Raw genomic sequence first — 19864 nt, 5'->3', positions numbered from 1 at the left:
AGGTCATGGCGACGATGATGCAGGGGCAGGCGACGTTCCGGCGAATGCAGGACGGCACGCTTGATGACTGGATGATCATCGCGCGCGAGCACATGGCGCACCAGAAAGCGGCGGCGCCGATGCAGATCATGGACACGCTCCGGCGGCTCGGAGACATGACATTGGGGTTTGCTGCGGACCAGCTGACCCACGCGCTGATGACCGCGACGCTTGCGCGGCGTTCGGGCGCGAACGACGAAGAGGTGGTCGCGGCGCTTTGCCATGACATCGGCAAGGTGATGTCGGTGCCGAACCACGGCCCGATCGCAGCGGAAGTGCTGAAGCCGTATGTTTCGGAGAAGATCTATCACGCGGTTTACTGGCACCAGCATTTTCAGGGGCAGTATTACTACAACCACCTCGGCAAGCCGACCGACCTCCGGATGCAGTTCAAGGATGCGCCGTGGTACGGCTTTGCCTGCCGTCTGGTGGACGAATGGGATGCGCCCGCATTCGATCCCGACTTCGATGTCGACAGCCTCGAAAGCTTCGAGCCCGAAGTGATGAAGGTGTTTTCGAGCCCGCACACATTGATCTGAGACGCCGCATCGACAGGCCCCGCCTGCCGCGATAAACCGCAGGGATGGACGCCAAGACACCACCGCCCGCCCAACGGAAACGGGAGCTTCCGAAGCTGCCGCAGATTTCACGCCGCAAGCTGCTGATCGGTATCGGTGCGGGGGCGGGACTTGCGATCGGGTACGCCGTGTGGCCGCGCCGGGTGCCGCTCAATCTTGCCGTGCGCGAAGACGAAACGCTCATAAACGGGTGGCTCAAGATCGGCGCTGACGGACGCATCGTCATCGCCGTGCCGCAGTCGGAAATGGGGCAGGGCGTCTACACGTCGCTGCCGCAGCTTCTGGCGCACGAACTCGGCGCCGATTGGAAGACGATCTCGGTGGAGCCTGCGCCGCTGCATCCGGTTTACGCCAATCGCGCGATGGCGGAAGGCATGGCGGCGGGCGCCCCCGGCTTCCTGCAGGGCATCGCGCGGTGGGCGGCGACAACGATGGTCGAGCGCTATTCGCTGCAGCTCACCGGCGGCTCGACCTCGGTCGCGGCCTATTGGGAGCCGCTGCGGACGGCGGGCGCGGCGGCGCGCGCGCTGCTCTGCGCGGCGGGCGCGAAACGGCTCGGCGTCGACGTGGCGACGTGCGACGCGGCGAACGGCTTCGTGGTGGCGCCCGGTGACAAGAAGATCGCATTCAAGGACCTGCTCGCCGACATCGATCCCGACGATGCGCCCGACGAACCCGAATGGCGCCCGGACGGCAAGGGGCCGTTCCTCGGCCAGCCGATGCCGCGCCTCGACACGCCTGCGAAGGTGAACGGCAGCGCGCAGTTCGGTGCCGACATCCGCCTGCCGGGCATGATCTACGCGGCGATCCGCGGTGCGCCGCACGGTACGAAGGAACTCTCCTCCGCGCAGCTTCCGAAGTCGGCGCGCAAGGGCGGCGTGATCGGGCTTGTGACGGGTCCGCGCTGGTACGCGGTGACGGGCGACACGTGGTGGGCGGCGCGGCAGGCGCTCGACCTCGTCGATCCCGATTTCGAGCCCGGCGAGACGATGGCCGACAGCCTCGCCATCGAGGAAGCGCTCGACACGGCACTCCACGGCGACGACGGCACGATATTCGCCTCCAGCGGCGACATCGACGAGGGGCTTGGTGCCGGCAAGCAGATCGAAGCGGACTATTCAGTGCCGTTCCTCGCGCACGCCTGCATGGAGCCGATGACGGCGACAGCGCGCTTCGAGAACGGCAAGGTCGAGGTGTGGGTTCCCACGCAGTCCGCGACGCTCGTCGTATGGCGTGTCGCCGATGCACTCGGCATTGCCGAGCAGGACGTGACGGTGTTCCCGACGCTGCTCGGCGGCGGCTTCGGGCGCAAGGCGGAGGTGGACGCAGCGGTGCAGGCGGCGCTCATCGCGCGCGACGCGGGTCGCCCCGTGCAGCTCATCTGGCACCGCGAGGAGGACATGGCGCGCGACATGTATCGCCCGCCCGCCAAGGCGCGGGTGCGCGGCACGGTGAACGCCGACAAGAAGATCGGTGCGTTCGACATCAAGATCGCCGCGCCGAACCTCGGCGAGAGCTTCATGTCGCGCAACATCCCCGCGCTCGCGAGCGGCGGCGATAGCGCGGCGATGCTGGAGGGCGCGCTTGCGCTTCCTTACGCCGTGCCGGCGTTCCGCGCCGCGCATGTCGACGTGCCGACGCCGGTTCCGCTCGGCTACTGGCGCTCGGTGGGGCACAGCTACACAGCCTTCTTCTGCGAGAGCTTCATCGACGAGCTGGCGCACGCCGCCGCCGTCGATCCGTTCGAGTTCCGCCTGCGCATGATGCAGGAGGGCTCACGCGAAGCCGAGGTGCTGAAGACTGCCGCGTCGCGGGGGGCGTTTTCGGCGGAGAGCGAGGATCACATCGGCCGCGGCATCTCCATTCACCAGAGCTTCGGCTCGATCGTCGCCGAGGTTGTCGAGGTCGAGGCGCCGAGCATCGAGCAGGTGACGGTGAAGCGCGTGACCTGCGTGATCGATTGCGGGCGCATCGTGAACCCGGACATCGTCAAGGCGCAGATGGAAAGCGCGATCATCTTCGGCCTCACCGCCGCGCTGCACGGGCAGGTGCGCTTTACCGACGGTGAAGCGGAGCAGCTCAATTTCGATACCTACCCCCTGCTGCGGATGGACGAGACACCTGAGATCGACGTGCACATCATGGAATCGGATGCGCCCGCGACCGGTGTCGGCGAACCCGGCGTGCCGCCGCTCGCGCCCGCGCTCGTCAACGCGATCTTCGCGGCGACGGGCGAACGCCTGCGCGATCTGCCGCTGTATCGCTATTGATGTTGCCGCAGGGTCATCCGCCGGTCGCCGATCCAAAGGTCGGCGTCCTCATCGTCAACCTCGGCTCACCGGATGCGCCGGAACCGGCGGCAGTGAAGCGCTACCTGAAGGAGTTCCTGTCGGATCGGCGCGTGGTCGAGATCCCCGCGCTCCTGTGGCAGCCGATCCTGCGCGGCATCATCCTCAATACGCGCCCGGCCAAGAGCGCGGCGCTCTACGCGTCGATCTGGGACCGCGCGCGGGGCGATTCGCCGCTTCGCGTCATCTCGGCCGATCAGGCGGCGGCGCTGCAGGCCGCGATGCCCGACGTGACGGTTGATTTCGCCATGCGCTACGGCAATCCTTCGATTCCCGACCGGCTCGCCGCGCTCAAGGCGGCAGGCTGCACGCGCATCCTCGTGATGCCGCTCTATCCGCAATATTCCGCGGCGACGACAGCGACCGTCGTCGACAAGGTCGGCGAGAGCCTGAAGGCAATGCGGTGGCAGCCCGCGCTCCGCTTCCTGCCACCCTACCACGACGACCCGCTCTATATCTCCGCGCTTGCGGACGATGCGCGCGCCGGTCTTGCGGCACTCGATTTCGAGCCGGACGTGCTCATCGCCTCCTTCCACGGCATGCCCGAGCGTACGCTGCATCTCGGCGATCCGTATCATTGCCACGCCCAGAAGACGGGGCGGCTGCTGCGTGAGGCGCTGGGGCTCGGCGAAGCGAATTTTCGCACTGCATTCCAGTCGCGTTTCGGCAAGGCCGAATGGCTGAAACCCTATCTCGACAAGACGCTCGCGGCGCTGCCCGAACAGGGCATCCGCAAGGTGGCGGTGATCGCGCCGGGCTTCAGCGCGGATTGCCTTGAGACGCTCGAGGAAATTGCGATTCAGGGCCGCGAAATATTCCTCCACGCGGGCGGCACGCATTTTTCCTATTTGCGTTGTCTCAATGCAGGTAACGCCGGAATGCAGATGTTGAGAGGACTTGCCGCGCGCGAACTTGCCGGTTGGCGCGAATCGGGTCATTGATTGTAATAGAACTGAAAAAAGCGAGCATTACCGGCCAATTGCACTTGGGAGGAGAGTCATCATGGGTCGCGTAGCTATCGTCACCGGCGGATCGCGTGGCATCGGCGAGGCGATCAGCCTCGAACTCCAGAAAATGGGAATGAAAGTCGCCGCGAATTACGCGGGCAACGACGAGAAGGCTCGCGAGTTCACCGCGCGCACGGGTATCCCGACATACAAATGGGACGTAGGGGATTTCGAAGCGTGCCAGGAGGGCGTTCGCAAGGTTGAGTCCGATCTCGGCCCCGTCGATGTTCTCGTCAACAACGCGGGCATCACGCGCGACGGCACGCTCACGAAAATGGATCGCAAAGGCTGGCAGGAGGTGATCGACGTGAACCTCGGCGGCTGCTTCAACATGGCGAAGGCCGTGTTCGACAGCATGAGATCGCGCGGCTACGGGCGCATCGTCAACATCGGCTCGATCAACGGGCAGGGCGGCCAGTATGGCCAGGTGAACTATGCCGCCGCGAAATCCGGCATCCACGGCTTCACCAAGGCGCTGGCGCAGGAAGGCGCGCGCTTCGGCATCACCGTGAACGCGCTCGCACCCGGTTACATCGATACGGATATGGTGGCTGCCGTGCCCGAGCCGGTGCTTGAGAAGATCGTCGCCAAGATCCCGGTCGGGCGACTCGGCAAGGCCACGGAGATCGCGCGCGGCGTCGGCTTCCTCTGCGCCGAGGACGCGGGCTTTGTCACCGGGTCGACGCTGTCGATCAACGGCGGCCAGCATATGTATTGACACGTGTCGGGGCTCATCAAGCGCTCGGTGACGATCGCCGGGCATCGCACTTCGGTGAGCCTCGAACCCGTGTTCTGGGATGCACTCGTCGCAGCGGCGGACGCCGACGGGCGCTCGGTCAACGCGATTGTCGCCGAAATCGACGAGGCGCGGACCACGAACCTTTCAAGCGCGATCCGGGTTTGGCTGTTCGAGAGGATCAGTCCTCAAGCCAAGTGACGTGGCCCATCTTACGGCCGGGCTTCACCTCGCTCTTGCCATAGAGGTGCAGATGCGCGCGCGGGTCCGCGAGGATGGCGGCCCAGTCGTTCGCATCTTCGCCGATCAGGTTCTTCATCCGCACGGAGCGCGCGCTGAGGCCGGTTTCGCCGAGCGGCAGGCCGCAGATGGCGCGGATATGGTTCTCGAACTGGCTGGTGTGCGCGCCCTCGATCGTCCAGTGCCCGCTGTTGTGGACGCGCGGGGCCATTTCATTGAACACCGGCCCGTCGGCGCAGGCGAAGAATTCGAGCGTGATGAGCCCGACATAGGAGAGCGCGTCAGCAACCTTGCGCGCCATTGCGGCGGCGTCTTCAATATGTTCGGCGAGCGCGGCGGGCGCGGGCACTTCGGACAGGGCGAGGATGCCGCTTTCGTGGGTATTGCGCGGCGCCGGGTAAACGACGCTGCTGCCGTCTTCGGCGCGGGCGAGCAGGATGGAAAATTCGGCGTCGAAACGGACGAACCCTTCATAGACGGATGGGTTTTCGCCGATCTCCGTCCACGCCGCATCAAGCGACGTATCGGAATCGATGCGAATCTGCCCCTTGCCGTCGTAGCCGAAGCGGCGGGTTTTCAGGATGCCGGGCGTTCCGATCTCGCGCACGGCGGCTTCAAGCTCGGCGGGCGATGAGACCGAGAGGTATGGCGCGACGCGGCCGCCAAGCCCGGTGAAGAAATCTTTTTCGGCCAGCCGGTCCTGCGCGACGCGCAGCGCGCGCGCGCCGGGACGCGTGGGGACGCGCGATCCAAGAAATTCCAGGCTTGCGGCGTCGACATTCTCGAACTCCACCGTCACGACGTCGACCGCCGCGGCGAAGGCCGCGAGCGCCGCGCGGTCCGTATAAGCGGCACGCGTGACGGCGGCGGAGACGTCGCCGGCCGGCAGTTCGGCCTCCGGCGCGAAGATGTGGACGCGGTAGCCCATGCTTGCCGCCGCCATCGCGAGCATACGCCCAAGCTGGCCGCCGCCAAGGATGCCTATCGTTGAACCGGGCGCGATCATTCGGGTTTTTCGGCGACCGCCTCGGTCTGTTTCGCGCGCCACTGGACCAGCCTTTCGTGGACCTCGGTATCGTGCGTGCCAAGGATCGCGGCGGCGAGCAGCGCGGCGTTTATCGCGCCGGGTTTGCCGATCGCGAGCGTGCCCACGGGGATGCCGCCGGGCATCTGGACGATGGAAAGCAGACTGTCCATGCCCTTCAGCGCCTTCGATTCGACGGGAACGCCAAGCACGGGGAGCGCCGTCATCGATGCGGCCATGCCCGGCAGGTGCGCCGCGCCGCCTGCGCCCGCGATGATCACCTTGAGGCCGCGGGCCGCCGCGCCGTGCGCGTAGCCATAGAGCCGATCCGGCGTCCGGTGCGCTGAAACGATGCGCGTTTCATGAGGGATTTCAAGCGCTTCGAGCGTTTCCGCAGCATGGCGCATCGTTTCCCAGTCAGACTGGCTGCCCATGATGATGCCGACCAGCGGCTGTGTTTCCGACATGCTTTCCCGCGCGTCCTTCCCCGAAAGCGCCGCAACCTACTTTCGGCTCGCCTTGCTGTCTATGTTCACCTTACGCACATTATTTTATGCGCAGACTATCCAGGGTGGCCCGTAACTGGCCGGGAGAACAGGATGACGCGGATCGATGAAGGCGGACGCGCCGCGCGCGCTTATGGGCGCGTGCAGACTCGTGCCGCGCTTGCATCCGTGCCTGCCGTCGCCGAGACGCTCGTCGGCGTGCCCGACGCAGAGCGCGCCAGCGCCATCGCCGAAGTTGCGGCGGCGGCGCTGCCCGAACATCTGCGCGATGCGTTCGTCGCGCTTCTGGCGGAAACCGAGGAGTTGCGCCGGACACTCGCCGTCGCGCGGCGGCGCATCGAGGAGCTGGAAAAGCTCGTCGAGGCCGACGAGCTGACGCCTGTCGCCAACCGGCGCGGGCTGATCCGCGACCTTGCCCGCACGCTCGCGGAGGTGGGGCGGCACGGCGTTCGCGCCGCGCTGATCTTCATCGATGTCGACAAGCTGAAAATGGTTAACGACCGGTACGGCCACCTCGCTGGGGATGCCGCGCTCGTCCATATCGGCGAGACGCTGCAGGCGAAACTGCGCGAATCCGATACGGTGGCACGCCTCGGCGGCGACGAGTTCGCGGTGATTCTCCGCCATGTCGATGCGCAGCAGGCGCAGGCGAAGATGGAGCAGATCGTGGCGGCCGTCGCGGCGACGCCGGTGAACGTACGCGGCGAGAGCTTCACCATCACGATTTCGGCGGGCCTTCACGTGTTGTCGCCTGGCGAGACCGTGGAAGGCGTTCTGCGGTTCGCGGACGGCGCGATGTACGCGCACAAGACCAACAAGCGCTGACGCATAAAAAGTTTCTGCGCCGAAGATCCGGCGGCGCGTTCGGATGGAAATGTAACCTCCGCGCGCTATAAGCGGCGCCATGTCCGATGATGTTCTGGATAAGGATCAGGCTCCGCCGCCGCGCGAGGCGCTGGAAGACAACCGGCTGACGGGTGCTTTCGTCGACGAAGTGACGGACGCGCTTGCCGCCGGCGATACCGCGCGCGTGCAGGAACTCGCCGAGCCGCTGCACCCCGCCGACATCGCCGACCTTATCGAACAGGTGGAACCGCACGAGCGCCAGCAGCTTGCCGCCGCACTCGGCGACGTGCTCGACGCGGACGTGATCTCGGAAATGAACGAGGTCGTCCGCGAGCAGCTGATCGATGTGCTCGACGCCGGGCAGGTCGCGGACGTCGTCACGCAGATGGAGACCGACGACGCGGTCGCCATTCTGGAGGACATGGACGAGGAGGACCAGGCCGAGGTCCTCCGCTCGCTCCCTGCCGACGAACGCGCTGCCATCGAAGAGGCGCTGAGCTACCCGGAAGAATCCGCCGGCCGCCTGATGCAGCGCGATCTGATCGCGGTGCCGGAATACTGGACCGTGGGTCAGGTCATCGATTTCCTGCGGCAGGCGGGCGACGACGTCACCAGCGACTTCTGGGAAATCTTCGTCGTCGACCCGGCGCACAAGCCGGTCGGTACGATGCGGCTTTCGCTTGTGCTGCGCTCGCCGCGCAATGTGCTCGTCACCGATTTGATGAACCGTGAGCAGACGCTGATCCCGGTCGACATGGACCAGGAAGAGGTGGCGCTGCGCTTCCAGAAATACGCGCTGATCTCGGCAGCGGTCGTCGACCCCTCCGGACGCCTCGTCGGCGTGGTCACGGTCGACGACGTCGTGCACATCATTCAGGAAGAAGCCGACGAGGACATTCTTCGCCTGTCTGGCGCCGGCGACGGCGACATCAACGACAGTGTGCGCGAGATCGTCTCGACGCGGCTGCGATGGCTGGTCGTCAATCTCGGCACCGCGATCATCGCTTCGATCGTGATCGGGTTTTTCGCGGGCACGATTGAGAAGATGGTGGCGCTCGCCATCCTGATGCCGATCGTTTCGGCGCTCGGCGGCAATGCCGCGACGCAGACGATGGCGGTGACGGTGCGCGCGCTCGCGACCGATCAGCTCACCGAGGCAAACACGCGGCGTACGATCACCAAGGAGATTCGCGTCGCGGTGATCAACGGCGCGGCCATTGCGACGCTGGTCGGCGTGGTGGCCGGGCTCTACTTCGCGAACGTGCACCTTGGCCTCGTCATCGCCACGGCGATGATCGGCAACATCATCGTCGCAGGCCTCGCCGGCGTGATGGTGCCGCTGACGCTCGACCGCATGGAGGTCGATCCGGCCGTGTCCTCGCCCGTTTTCGTGACGATGACGACGGACGTGATGGGCTTCCTGTTCTTCCTCGGCCTCGCCGCGGCGACAGGCCTTACGGGTTAGGCGGGTGACGGCGGAAGTCATTCTCGTCGACGACGAGCGGCTTGTTGCCAAACTTTATGGCCGTGCGGTGGAAGCCGCGGGCTATCAGGCGACACTGTTCGGCGATGCCGAATCGGCATTCAAGCATATCACCCAGCGCGAACCGGCACTGCTCGTCACCGATCTCAACATGCCCGGCCTTTCGGGCTATGCGCTCGCCGAACGGATCATGGAGCGGGGCCTCAAGCACTTTCCCATCATCCTGATGAGCGCCGACGATACCGCCGAGCTTATCAAGGCGGGCGTGGCTTCGGGCATCGACGATTTCCTCGTGAAGGGCGTGAGCTTCGACCGGTTTCGCGCACGGCTCGATCACTGGATGAAGGGGCCGTTCCACGGGCTGCCCGCGCACGTCCGCGTCGCGGCGCGTGAGAGCCTGGCGCGGAGCGGCACGCCGGAAACCCCGATTTCCCACCTGCACGGTTCGCTCGACCGGATCACCGGACGCGCCGCTGTGACGGTGGAGGATCTTCTGGATGCGGTGGGCGGCGAATACGGCCGTTCGGCAGCCGAGGCGCTGCGGCTTCTGGGTGTTATCGACGGCGTGCTTGCGCTCCTCGCCCGCTCGAACGGGCTCGCGCAGCTACGACGGCTCGAAGCGATGGCGGGGGTCGTCGACAGGCTCGGCGAGCCATGGCAGGGGCGTCTTCGTCCCTACATCGATCGGTTCGAGACCATCGCTCAAGACGCCACCTTCCGGCACGCCGCGCAGTCCCTGAGACTCCGCTAGCGCAGGTTCACGCCCCGCAGCTGACCTTGCCGCTGCCCAGCGTCTTCACCTCGCACTGCGGTTTGCCGAGGATCTTGATGTCGCCCGAGCCTGCAATGCTGAGCTTCGCGTGTTTGACGACATCGGTGGTGATATCGCCCGATCCCGCGATCTTGCCGGTGAGCGACTGGCACTTGAGGCCGGGGGCATCGATGTTGCCGGAACCGGCAATCGAGATTTCGGCTGCGCCGCACGTGCCGGTCATCGCCATGTCGCCCGACCCGGCGAGCGACACGTCGAGACGATCCGCGGCGATCACGCCGACGTTGAGATCGCCGGAACCCGCGAGCGAGAGCTTGACGTCCTGACCCTTCATCCGGTCGATCGCCACGTCACCCGATCCCGCAAGGCGCGCATTTCCAAGCGTATGCGTGGTGACGTAGATCGTCAGCACCTCGCCATCCTTCCAGGAGAACCAGGTATCGGTCTTCTTTTCGCGGATGCGGAGCGTACCGCTTGCGACCTCGACCTCCAGGCGATCGATCGATTTCTGATCCCCGACGGCACGGACGCTTGGCGCCTTGCCGGTGGCGACGATCACCTTGTGCGGCACCGAAACGGAAATGCCTTCAAACCCGGTAACCGTGTATTTCTGCTCGGCGGCGAAGGTCGGCGTGGCGAGCACGAGGAAGGGAAGAGCGACAAGAAGAGCGCGTTTCATGGGGGACGATCTCCAAACTGTGTTGTTGCAACAATACAGTGGGCGCACGTGTCTGTCGACCCTCAATAGAGGAACATCGGCATACCCTCGACGCTCTTCAGCCGCGCGCGATACTGATCGCGGTCGTAAAGCCGTTCGACGTCGACATGTTTCGCGCCCTGAAGCACGCTGTTCGCCGGGACGTGGCAATAGTTGCCGCTGGTCAGCGTCACCATGCGACCGGTTTCGCGCCGTTCGATAAGCTGGACGGCAAGCGCACCGAAAGCGAGGCCGACCATGCGATCGAGCGCGTCGGGCTCGCCCGCGCGCATGAGATAGGCGAGCTCCTGAAGCACGGTGCCGCCGCCGCCTGCCATTTCGATGGCGCGGGCGATGCGGTGGCCGACGCCGACATCGTCGCGTGCCGTCGCCGAGCTGGACATGTCCGCTGCTGCCCCGCCGACGAGGCTTGCGCCTTCCGAGACCACGAGAACCGCGTAGTTCGCGGGATTGGTCGCCTTATCGCGCGCGAGCAGCGGCAGCAGCGCATCGAGATCGGCAGGAACTTCCGCGATCACCGTGCGATCGACCTGCGCGAGGAAGCCCGAAAGGAGCGCCGTTTCGCCCGACCGGCGGCCGAAGAGCTCGACGACGGCGATGCGTTCATGACTTTCGGTGGTCGTGCGCAGCGCATTGATCGCCGCGACCGAGCGTGTCACGGCGGTCGAGAAGCCGATGCAATAGTCGGTGCCGTTCACGTCGTTGTCCATCGTCTTGGGGATGGAGATGACCGGAACGCCGAGGCTGTCGAGATGGGCGGAAAAGCGCAGCGTGCCGTCGCCGCCGAGCGTGATCATCACGTCAATGCCGAGGCGTTCGAGTACGCGGATCACATGCGGCGTCCGGTCTCCGCCGTTCGCTGTGCGCGGATCGCAGCGCGAGGTGTGGAGGGTGGTGCCACCGAGCCGATCAAGCCCGCGTACCCGCTCTCGATCGAGCGCGACCGTGTTCGCCGCGATCGAGGCAGGATCGTCGGGATCGATGTCGAGCAGCCCCTGCCACCCCCGCCGGAAGCCCACGACTTCCCACCCGCGGTCGTCTGCCGACAGGGCAACGGCGCGGATACAGGGGTTAAGGCCGGGCACGTCCCCGCCGCCCGTCAGAATGCCGAGGCGCATCATGTTCTCCTGCTGTGAGGGGGGACTATGCCGCCCGCCACCGAAGGCGTCGAGGGCGGGACGGGAACTGTCGTGATTTTTTACACTGTCGATTCCGTGCGATGCGCGCGGAAAGGAATTCGCAGAAATTCTAATGACTTAATGGTTAATTTTAGACCGCGGCCGACTCTTTTCGGCAAGGGAGGCCACCAATTCCCCCGGAAGGGGCGGCCGGAACGTTGGCAATTCTTACAGACGCACGCCATTCATGTCGGATCTGGCGAATTTCATATTGGAATTGTTTTTATTTTCAATCGATTAGAGGGTTTTATTTGTTGTGGCACAGGGCTTGCAGAGGTGCCGGCAAGTGGTTCTTACAGGAGTAGGTAGAGTGAAGTCAGCGTTTCTTACCAAGGTTCTGCCGGCTGCCGCGCTTGTCGCCGCGACGGCCTTCGCAACCTCCGCTCAGGCTGCCGTGGTGAACGAATGGAGCTATGATGTCTCCGCGTCGTTCACGTCGGCTTCGCCGGATCTCGGAACGCCCGGCGGCTTCATCTGGGGTCCGCTCCAGATCTCGTGGGGTCGTCCGACCGGCACGATTTCAGCCGGCGGTGGCCGCAGCGCCTTGACGATCGGTGCAACCCCGGCGCTCGGCACTGTCTTCACGAACGGTGCGGATGCCGCAGCGAACAGCCTGACCCATTCGAACAATGTCATCAACGACCGTAAGGATGAAAACTGGCAGCGCCTCGACACGTCTTCGATGAAGATCGACGTGGCCTTGACCGCGGTCGATCCGGCGATCGGTGCGGCCGACCCGTTCACGCTGTCGTTCGTCATCGACTTCCTGGAGACGCCGAACAATCCGGACAACCCCGGCCCCGACATCTGCGCAGACGGCGTGGTTCAGGATTCGCAGGGCCCGGGCTGCCGCGACATCTTCGTGATCTCGGCGGGTAGCCTGACGCAGTATTTCGAGCTCGACGGCGAAACCTACAAGTTCTCGTTCTTCGACCTCGGCGGTGCGATCGGCACGCTTTCCGACGATGCCTGCGCGGCTGTCGGTCAGGCTTCGGGCTGCGTCGGCTTCCTGACCCGCGAGGAACTGGAAAACGTCGTGAACTTCGGGTTCAACATCACCCACGTGCCGGAGCCTGCCGCGCTTGCGCTCTTCGGCCTTGGTCTCGCCGGTCTTGGCCTGACGCGCCGCCGCCGCAAGGCCTGAACGCCAAGCCTGAACAGAAAGGCGCCGATGGGAGACCATCGGCGCCTTTTCCTTTTTTTGCGACACGTGCCGTGCGTTCAGATCAGCGCGGCTATGTTCGGTTCTCCGGTCGCAACGCGCAGCCTGTGGCCGATGACCGGCGTTTCCATCAGCGGTTCGAGCCCGGTGTGCATCTGCGCAAGAAAACGCTCGCCGCTATCGAGGCGCCCGATGATGATAGCGAACATCGGGGCGCCCTTGTGATGGACGACCGTGAACGTCTCCAATTGTCCCTCGCCTTCCGGCGTCTCCGTGAACGGGGGTGACGGCATGGCGTCGATCGCGGCCTGATACGACGCGGGGTCGCTGCGCCCGCTGTAGCCCGGCGTCGTCGCATAGACGCCGAAGCTGTGTTTCGTCAGGAAGCCGCCGTTCGCGAACACGAAGCCCCACGCGCCGGCATCGTCCCGGCAATGCTCCACCACGTCCGCGATGGCATGCAGCGAATAGGCGTTGCCGGGGCCGCCGAAGTAGGGGAGGCCGCCGGTAAGCGTCAGCGCGGCGGGGTCTTGCGTCGGCAGGCCGATCATCGCGGCTGCGATCTCCACGGCGACCGGAAAGCAGCTGTAGAGATCGATGTAGCTGAGGTCTTCTGGTGTGATGCCCGCCTGCGTCAGCGCCTGCGCCGCGCCTATGTGGATGGCTGGGGACGTGGCGTAGTCGACGCGCTCGCTCACCAGGATTTTCTCATGCGTGTCCGCCGACCCGTGCAGATAGACGCGTTGCTCCGCGGGCACGCCGAGCCGGTCTGCGGCCTCGGTCGACATCATCAGTACCGCCGCAGCCTGATCGACGAACATGTTGGCGCAGAGGCGCTTGGTGTAGGGGTAGGCGATGATGCGGTTGTCTTCGCTGGGCCCGACGAGCGCCTCGGCCGTATAAGCCGTCTGAATCTGTGCGAACGGGTTTTCCGCGGCAACCTCGCTGAACGGCGCCATCAAATGGCCGATCTCCGCGCGGTGCTGGAGCGGCGACCAGCCCATCGCCGCGCCGAATGCGTTTTCGAACAGCGGATACACGCTCGTGGGCAAAGCGATGCCGTGGCGAATCTCGTGCCCGCTCGCATAGCGGGTCTCCTCGCCGTAAGGCACCGGATCGGAGGGAGCGTCCTCGCTCCAGTCGAGCGTGAGACCGTCCTTTTCCGCGCGTGCCTGCGTGCGCAGCGCCTCGCCGCCGACGATGAGCGCAACGTCGCTTTCGCCTTTTGCAATGCGCTCGGCGAGAACATTCACGAACATCTGCGGCGTGTTGCCGCCAACCGGGCCGTAGATGAGTTCGCGGGGATGCGCGCCGATGCGCCGGGCAACCGCATGCGGCAGGTTGCGATAGCTGCCAAAGGGGGAGGGGAATGCGCCCCCGGAATCGGCGAACAGGCGGATCGCAACGAGCGTGTCGATCGCGCCCGCCGCATCCGCCCCGCTATCCGCGATCGCACCGCGTGCGGCCGCGGCAAGCATGTCCGCCGGCGACAGGCCGCGGGCCGGGTCGTTTTCCCGGCCAACGTACTGGGCAACGCCGACGAGGACGGGCGTGCGCGGACCCGCCGCCATCAGCGCATACCCGGCACTTCGGTGCTCGGCGCTTCGCTACCGGCGCTGTTGCCCGCGTATTTCTTGTATTCCATCAGCGCGATGGTGCGGTTGTGGACCTCGTCCGGGCCGTCTGCGAGGCGGAGCGTGCGGATGCCCGCATAGCTGCTCGCCAAGCCGAAGTCTTGACTGACGCCGCCGCCGCCGTGCGCCTGGATGGCATCGTCGATGATCTTCAGCGCCATGCGCGGCGCGGCGACCTTGATCATCGCGATCTCGAGGCGCGCCGCCTTGTTGCCGACGCGGTCCATCATGTCCGCGGCCTTGAGGCAGAGGAGGCGTGTCATTTCGATGTCCGTGCGGGCGTCGGCGATACGCTGTTCCCAGACGCTCTGCTCGGAGATGCGCTTGCCGAAGGCTTCGCGGCTCAAAAGCCGCCGGGCCATGCGCTCCAGCGCGCGTTCGGCGGCGCCGATGGTGCGCATGCAGTGGTGGATGCGGCCCGGTCCGAGGCGCCCCTGCGCGATCTCGAAGCCGCGGCCCTCGCCGAGCAGGATGCTGTCCGCAGGCACGCGCACATTGTCGAGGAGGACCTCGGCGTGGCCGTGCGGTGCATCGTCGTAGCCGAAGACGTTCAGCATCCGCTCGACCTTGATGCCCGGCGCGTCCAACGGCACGAGAATCTGCGACTGCTGCAGGTGCTTCGGCGCCGACGTGTCCGTCTTGCCCATCACGATCGCGACCTTGCAGCGCGGGTCGCCTACGCCGGACGACCACCATTTGCGGCCGCTGATGACATAATCGTCGCCGTCGCGACGGATCCGCGTTTCGATGTTCGTCGCGTCGGACGAGGCGACGGCAGGCTCGGTCATCAGGAAGGCGGAGCGGATTTCGCCGTTCATCAGCGGTCGCAGCCACCTTTCCTGCTGTGCCTGCGTGCCGTAGCGCATCAGCACTTCCATGTTGCCGGTGTCGGGCGCCGAGCAGTTGAACACCTCCGCCGACCAGATGGCGCGGCCCATCTCCTCGGCGAGCGGCGCGTATTCAAGGTTGGTGAGCGTCGTGCCCTCGAAGGGGAACTCGCTGACCGGCTTGCCGCCGTGGCTCGGCGGCATGAACATGTTCCACAGGCCCGCAGCGCGCGCCTTCGGCTTCAGCTCCTCGATCACGGGCAAGACTTTCCAGCGCTCGCCAGAGGCGACCTCCTCGGCATAGCGCTTCTCGTTGGGGTAGATGTGCTCGTCCATGAACGCGCGGACGCGGCTGATCATCTCGCGGGCTTTCGGGGAATATTCGAAGTTCATGGGGCCGTTCCTTCGTCTGTCGTGTTCGGGTCTATCCATAAGCCCGGCACATGCGCTGTCACTTCCGAAGGATGATAGGCGAGGCGTGCGTAAATGGGGATCACTCGACATGGGCGGCTGGCTGCACTACCTATAAAGGCACAGTCGCGCGTGGAGGGGTCGCCCGACAAACTGAAGACAAGGATAAAATGAATCGAGTGCGCCTGGGCCTCACCGGCCTTGCTTTGGTGTTTTTGCTGGTCATGGCAGCAGCGATCCTGCTGCGCCCGCCAGTTGAACCCGAACCGAAAGCGAAAGAAGATCCGCTCGCGACGCTGGGTGTGGCGCCGGGCGCTGACAAAAACGCCGAGCCGGCCCCCGAGCTGCCGCCATCGGTGCTGCAAACGCCGCCGCTCGATACGCCGGAGCCGCTGACCGACCCGCTCGTGATCGACGAGAGCAAGAATCTGACCGAAATCTGACGGCGACTCACCGCCGTATTTCACACACCGACTTATCCACAGGCCTGTGCGCACCCGCGCGCGGGCCTGCTTGCTATTGTTTCACCTCCGTAAACCCACGGGATTCAGCGAAAATCCACGCGAAAAACATCAAATCCCATAAATTCCCATTGAAACCCATGAAATACCCATGATACTCCGTTTTCCACAGGGGAGCGGGGATTCAGCCCTCGGTACTGGCCTAACGCGTTAGCCTTTCGGGTTTCGCGGCCGGGGATTGCATTGCCCGCTGATTGGAAGCCGCGCGTGAAACGGGATTTGTTCAAGGGATTTGCGATCAACGCAGTCGACGCCAAAGGGCGGCTGTCGATCCCTGCCGGCTACCGTTCCACGATCGAAGCGCGCTCCGCCGTGAAGGAGGTCACCCTGTCCCTGCGGTTCGAACCGAACCACATCCGCGCCTACGACGCCTACTACAACGACTTCATCTACCAGCAGATCGAACGCCGCTTCACGCCGGAGCAGGAGGCGGAACGCGCCGCCGCCCTGCAGCGCGAATTCAGCTTCGTCGAACCGCTCCCCTATGATGCCAACGGGCGGATCGTGCTCCCCGCCGCAACCCGCGAGGCCGCGGGCATCGATCGGCTCGCCTGCTTCCTTGCGTTCGCCGACTATTTCGAGATCTGGGACCCGAAAGCGCTGCTCGCGTCCGACCGTGCCGACCCCGCCACGGTTTTTCATGTCCGCAATCTCTTGAAAGAGCGTGGAGAGGCGATATGACGGCGGCCCCTCATATCCCCGTTCTCCTTGAAGCAGTGCTCGCCGGTATTTCTCCCATCCCTGGTGCAAGCGTTGTCGACGGCACATTCGGTGCCGGCGGCTACACGAAAGCCGTGCTCTCAGCGGGCGCGGCGCACGTCTATGCGTTTGATCGCGATCCGACCGCGATTGCGACCGGCGAGGCGCTGGCACGCGCGAATCCCGAGCGGCTGACGCTCGTCCACGAGCGGTTCTCGCTGATGGACCGTGCGCTCGAAGCGCGCGGCGTTTCGACCGTGGACGCGATCATGCTCGATATCGGCGTCTCCTCGATGCAGATCGATCAGGCGGCCCGCGGCTTTTCGTTCCAGGCCGACGGCCCGCTCGACATGCGCATGTCAAACGAGGGGCCGAGCGCTGCCGACCTCGTGAACACGATGGACGAGACGGCGCTTGCCGACATCCTCTACCGCTACGGCGAGGAGCCGCGCTCCCGCCGTGTTGCGAGCCACATCGTGGCCGCACGCCCGATTGCGCGCACCGGCGAACTCGCCGCGCTTGTCCGCAAGGCGCTTGGCCACCGGCCTGGCGCGCCTAAGGACCCGGCGACGCGCACCTTCCAGGCGCTGCGTATCGCGGTGAACGACGAACTCGGCGAACTCGATGCAGGTCTTCGCGCGGCGGAACGCCTGCTGCGTCCCGGCGGGCGGCTCGCCGTGGTGAGTTTCCACAGTCTTGAGGACAGGGCGGTGAAGCGCTTCCTGCGCACGCGCAGCGGGGGTGACCCGCAGGGCTCGCGCCACTTGCCCGAGGCGCGGATCGGGGGGTCCGCGCCGACATTTCAGGCGGCGAAAGCCGTTCGACCAGATGCAGCGGAAATCGCGGCGAACCCGCGCGCCCGCTCAGCCACACTCCGTATCGGCACGCGCACCGATGCACCCGCATGGAAGGATGACGCATGATCCGCTCGCTTGGCTCCGCCGGTCTTGCCCTCGTGACGCTGGGAACGGGCCTCGGCCTTTATCTCGTCAGCTACAGCGTGGGCGCAGAGCGCAGCGGCATCGCGAAGCTGGAACGGCAGATCGCCACCGACCGCCGCGATATCCGCGCGCTGGAAGCGGAACTCCGTGTCCGCTCCAACCTGCCGCAGCTTGAACGCTGGAACGCGTCGGCGCTGGCGCTCAACGCGCCGAAGGCGGGGCAGATTCTAGAAAGCGAAGTGCAACTCGCGAGCCTTGTGCGGCCGCATCAGCCCGACGCGCTGCCCGCGGACGTGCGCCTTGCCAACGTAGAGCTGCCCGCGCCGGCACCGGCCCCGCGCGAGGTGCAGGTCGCATCGCTTGAACAGGCGGCGAAGCCCCGGCTCCCGGTTCTGCGCGAGCGCCCGGACACCGGGCTGTTTTCCGCGAGCTTCGTTGCCGAGATCGACGCTGCCGCAGATGACGAGCGCGCGTCGCTGACCCGCGTGTCGCTGCGGTGAGCCCGGCCGCGCAACGCCAGCTTCGGATTCAGCTTGCCGGAAAGCGGCAGGCGCAGCTGGCGCGGTCGCGGCAACGGCTCATGATCGGCATCATGCTGTTCACCGGGCTGGTGGGCATCATCGGACTTCGCCTTGGCGAACTTTCCCTGACCGGATCGAGCGCGGTTGCCGCGACGCGGCAGATCGCGTTCATGCCGCCGCGTGCGGACATCGTCGACCGCAACGGTGCGGACCTTGCGACCACGTTCGATGCGTTCGCGCTCGCCGTGCGTCCGCAGGCGGTGGTCGGCGATCCCGAAGTGCTGGCGCGCCGGATCGCGAAGGTGCTCGGCCGCGAGAGTGCGCTGCCGATCTACAAGGAAATCACGCATCACGGGAAATATCGCTACATCCAGCGGCGGATTCTGCCCGCCGAGGCCAAGGCGATAAACGCTATCGGTGAGCCGGGGCTGGTGCTGGAGCGCGAGCAGGAACGTATTTATCCCAACCAGTTCCTGGCCGCGCACGTCATCGGCTACACCAATGTCGACGGTGTGGGGCAGGCGGGCATGGAGCGCGCCTACCAGGACCGGCTCACCGATCCCGAAATGCGCGACAAGCCGCTCGAACTCGCCATCGATGCGCGCGTGCAGCACGCCGTGGAGAGCGAGCTGCAGACGGCAATGACGAAGCACAGCGCCATCGGCGCGTCGGGCATCGTGATGGACGTGCATACGGGCGAAGTGATCGCGCTCGCCTCGCTGCCCGAACTCAATCCCAACAAGGCCGGCGCCGTCAGCCCCGACGCGATCTTCAACCGCGCGACACTCGGCGTTTACGAACTTGGATCGACGTTCAAGGCGCTGACGATGGGCATGGCGCTCGATACGGGCGTCGTCACCTCGATGTCGCAGAAATATGACGCGACGCATCCGCTGCAGATGGGGCGCTTCCGCATTCGCGACGACCACCCCAAGGCGCGCTGGCTGACGATCCCCGAAATCTTCATGTATTCGTCGAATATCGGGACCGCGCAGATCGCGCAGCAGATCGGTTCTGCGCGGCAACAGGAATTCCTGAAAGAACTCGGCTTTCTGGAGCCCGTGGAGATCGAACTCAAGGAGCGCGGGCGCACGCTCTATCCGGCTCAATGGGGCGAACTCGCCACGATGACCGTAAGCTATGGCCACGGCATCGCGATCACGCCCCTCCATCTTGCCAGTGCCTATGCGGCACTCGTCAACGGCGGCGTCTGGAGGCCCGCCACGCTTCTGAAGGTTCAAGGCGGAGGGGTCGGGAAGGGCCGCCGTGTCTTCAGCGAGGAAGCGTCGCGGACAATGCGGACAATGCTGCGTCTCGTGGTGACGCATGGCACTGGCAAGCAGGCCGAAGCGCCGGGTTATCGTGTCGGCGGCAAGACCGGCACGGCGGAAAAGCCCGATGGCGGACGCTACAACCGCAACGCGATGGTGACGACGTTCGCGGGAGCGTTCCCGATGGACGACCCGAAATATGTCGTGATCGCCATTCTGGATGAACCCAAGGGCACCAAGGAAACCTACGGCTTCCGCGGCGCCGGCTGGAACGCGGCGCCCGTGGTTTCAAAGGTCATCACCCGCATCGCACCGGTTCTTGGTGTCGCGCCGAGCGATGTGCGCGATGTCGATCTCAACCCGCTTCTGGCATACGTCCAGGGCAAGCAGCCGACCGGATAA

At 65.5% G+C, this 19864-nt stretch carries 20 protein-coding genes; 14 read left to right on the top strand and 6 right to left on the bottom strand.

Translation table 11 applies throughout. The features are described from left to right. The first annotated feature begins 5 nt into the window (after positions 1-5). From DFR51_RS13470 to DFR51_RS13450, 5 genes are all read left to right on the top strand, one after another. The gene (locus tag DFR51_RS13470) at positions 6-578 is read left to right on the top strand and encodes an HD domain-containing protein (RefSeq protein WP_197723653.1); all 573 of its coding nucleotides are present in this window, start codon (positions 6-8) and stop codon (positions 576-578) included. Between the two features lie 44 nt (positions 579-622). Next, complete coding sequence (locus DFR51_RS13465) at positions 623-2887, top strand: xanthine dehydrogenase family protein molybdopterin-binding subunit (RefSeq protein WP_121052032.1); 2265 nt, start codon at positions 623-625, stop codon at positions 2885-2887. Further along, on the top strand, positions 2887-3906 hold the full coding sequence (hemH, locus tag DFR51_RS13460; RefSeq protein WP_121052030.1) for a ferrochelatase: 1020 nt from the start codon (positions 2887-2889) through the stop codon (positions 3904-3906). Before DFR51_RS13465 ends, hemH begins: the two co-directional genes overlap by 1 nt. Positions 3907-3967: 61 nt before the next feature. Beyond that, positions 3968-4690 carry an acetoacetyl-CoA reductase gene (gene phbB / locus DFR51_RS13455; protein WP_121052028.1) on the top strand — a complete coding sequence of 241 codons (723 nt, stop codon included), beginning with the start codon at positions 3968-3970 and terminating at the stop codon, positions 4688-4690. A 3-nt stretch (positions 4691-4693) separates the two neighbouring features. Continuing rightward, positions 4694-4909 (top strand): ribbon-helix-helix domain-containing protein, encoded by a 216-nt coding sequence (locus DFR51_RS13450; protein ID WP_121052026.1) that lies wholly within the window; start codon positions 4694-4696, stop codon positions 4907-4909. Here the strand turns inward: DFR51_RS13450 and DFR51_RS13445 are convergent. After that, positions 4890-5954: a 5-(carboxyamino)imidazole ribonucleotide synthase gene (locus tag DFR51_RS13445; RefSeq protein WP_121052024.1), complete on the bottom strand. Its 1065-nt coding sequence runs from the start codon at positions 5952-5954 to the stop codon at positions 4890-4892. The genes DFR51_RS13450 and DFR51_RS13445 overlap by 20 nt on opposite strands. Next, entirely contained in the window at positions 5951-6439 is a 489-nt protein-coding gene (gene purE, locus DFR51_RS13440) for a 5-(carboxyamino)imidazole ribonucleotide mutase (RefSeq protein WP_121052023.1), read from the bottom strand. Before purE ends, DFR51_RS13445 begins: the two co-directional genes overlap by 4 nt. Before the next feature lie 132 nt (positions 6440-6571). On the opposite strand from purE, the gene DFR51_RS13435 reads away from it, so the two are divergent. From DFR51_RS13435 to DFR51_RS13425, 3 genes are all read left to right on the top strand, one after another. Continuing rightward, on the top strand, positions 6572-7303 hold the full coding sequence (locus DFR51_RS13435; protein ID WP_160119284.1) for a GGDEF domain-containing protein: 732 nt from the start codon (positions 6572-6574) through the stop codon (positions 7301-7303). A gap of 79 nt (positions 7304-7382) precedes the next feature. Continuing rightward, positions 7383-8789, top strand: a complete 1407-nt coding sequence (gene mgtE / locus DFR51_RS13430) for a magnesium transporter (RefSeq protein ID WP_121052021.1) — start codon at positions 7383-7385, stop codon at positions 8787-8789. 4 nt (positions 8790-8793) lie between these two features. After that, a complete protein-coding gene (locus DFR51_RS13425; RefSeq protein WP_121052019.1) occupies positions 8794-9558 on the top strand; it encodes a response regulator in 765 nt (254 codons plus the stop codon). A 7-nt stretch (positions 9559-9565) separates the two neighbouring features. On the opposite strand, the gene DFR51_RS13420 is transcribed toward DFR51_RS13425, so the two are convergent. Further along, the gene (locus tag DFR51_RS13420) at positions 9566-10258 is read right to left on the bottom strand and encodes a head GIN domain-containing protein (protein WP_121052017.1); all 693 of its coding nucleotides are present in this window, start codon (positions 10256-10258) and stop codon (positions 9566-9568) included. Between the two features lie 62 nt (positions 10259-10320). Continuing rightward, positions 10321-11415: a 6-phosphofructokinase gene (locus tag DFR51_RS13415; protein WP_121052508.1), complete on the bottom strand. Its 1095-nt coding sequence runs from the start codon at positions 11413-11415 to the stop codon at positions 10321-10323. 370 nt (positions 11416-11785) lie between these two features. Between DFR51_RS13415 and DFR51_RS13410 the strand changes: the two genes are divergently transcribed. After that, entirely contained in the window at positions 11786-12619 is an 834-nt protein-coding gene (locus tag DFR51_RS13410; RefSeq protein WP_121052015.1) for a THxN family PEP-CTERM protein, read from the top strand. A 77-nt stretch (positions 12620-12696) separates the two neighbouring features. On the opposite strand, the gene DFR51_RS13405 is transcribed toward DFR51_RS13410, so the two are convergent. Together DFR51_RS13405 and DFR51_RS13400 are read right to left on the bottom strand one after the other, a co-directional pair. Then, entirely contained in the window at positions 12697-14208 is a 1512-nt protein-coding gene (locus DFR51_RS13405) for an acetyl-CoA acetyltransferase (RefSeq protein ID WP_121052013.1), read from the bottom strand. Continuing rightward, positions 14208-15491 (bottom strand): acyl-CoA dehydrogenase family protein, encoded by a 1284-nt coding sequence (locus DFR51_RS13400; protein WP_121052011.1) that lies wholly within the window; start codon positions 15489-15491, stop codon positions 14208-14210. Before DFR51_RS13400 ends, DFR51_RS13405 begins: the two co-directional genes overlap by 1 nt. Positions 15492-15688: 197 nt before the next feature. Here DFR51_RS13400 and DFR51_RS13395 point away from each other — a divergent pair, with 197 nt between their 5' ends. From DFR51_RS13395 to DFR51_RS13375, 5 genes are all read left to right on the top strand, one after another. Further along, positions 15689-15952 (top strand): hypothetical protein, encoded by a 264-nt coding sequence (locus tag DFR51_RS13395; RefSeq protein ID WP_121052009.1) that lies wholly within the window; start codon positions 15689-15691, stop codon positions 15950-15952. A gap of 285 nt (positions 15953-16237) precedes the next feature. Beyond that, positions 16238-16711, top strand: a complete 474-nt coding sequence (locus DFR51_RS13390; RefSeq protein ID WP_126494979.1) for a division/cell wall cluster transcriptional repressor MraZ — start codon at positions 16238-16240, stop codon at positions 16709-16711. Beyond that, the gene (gene rsmH / locus DFR51_RS13385) at positions 16708-17652 is read left to right on the top strand and encodes a 16S rRNA (cytosine(1402)-N(4))-methyltransferase RsmH (protein WP_121052005.1); all 945 of its coding nucleotides are present in this window, start codon (positions 16708-16710) and stop codon (positions 17650-17652) included. The genes DFR51_RS13390 and rsmH overlap by 4 nt, the downstream gene beginning before the upstream one ends. Next, a complete protein-coding gene (locus tag DFR51_RS13380) occupies positions 17649-18170 on the top strand; it encodes a hypothetical protein (protein ID WP_121052003.1) in 522 nt (173 codons plus the stop codon). The genes rsmH and DFR51_RS13380 overlap by 4 nt, the downstream gene beginning before the upstream one ends. Next, entirely contained in the window at positions 18167-19864 is a 1698-nt protein-coding gene (locus DFR51_RS13375) for a peptidoglycan D,D-transpeptidase FtsI family protein (RefSeq protein WP_476749578.1), read from the top strand. Before DFR51_RS13380 ends, DFR51_RS13375 begins: the two co-directional genes overlap by 4 nt.

The organism is Sphingosinicella microcystinivorans (genome assembly GCF_003634215.1).
Lineage (GTDB): Bacteria > Pseudomonadota > Alphaproteobacteria > Sphingomonadales > Sphingomonadaceae > Sphingosinicella > Sphingosinicella microcystinivorans.
This window is presented reverse-complemented; position numbering and strand designations above follow the sequence as displayed.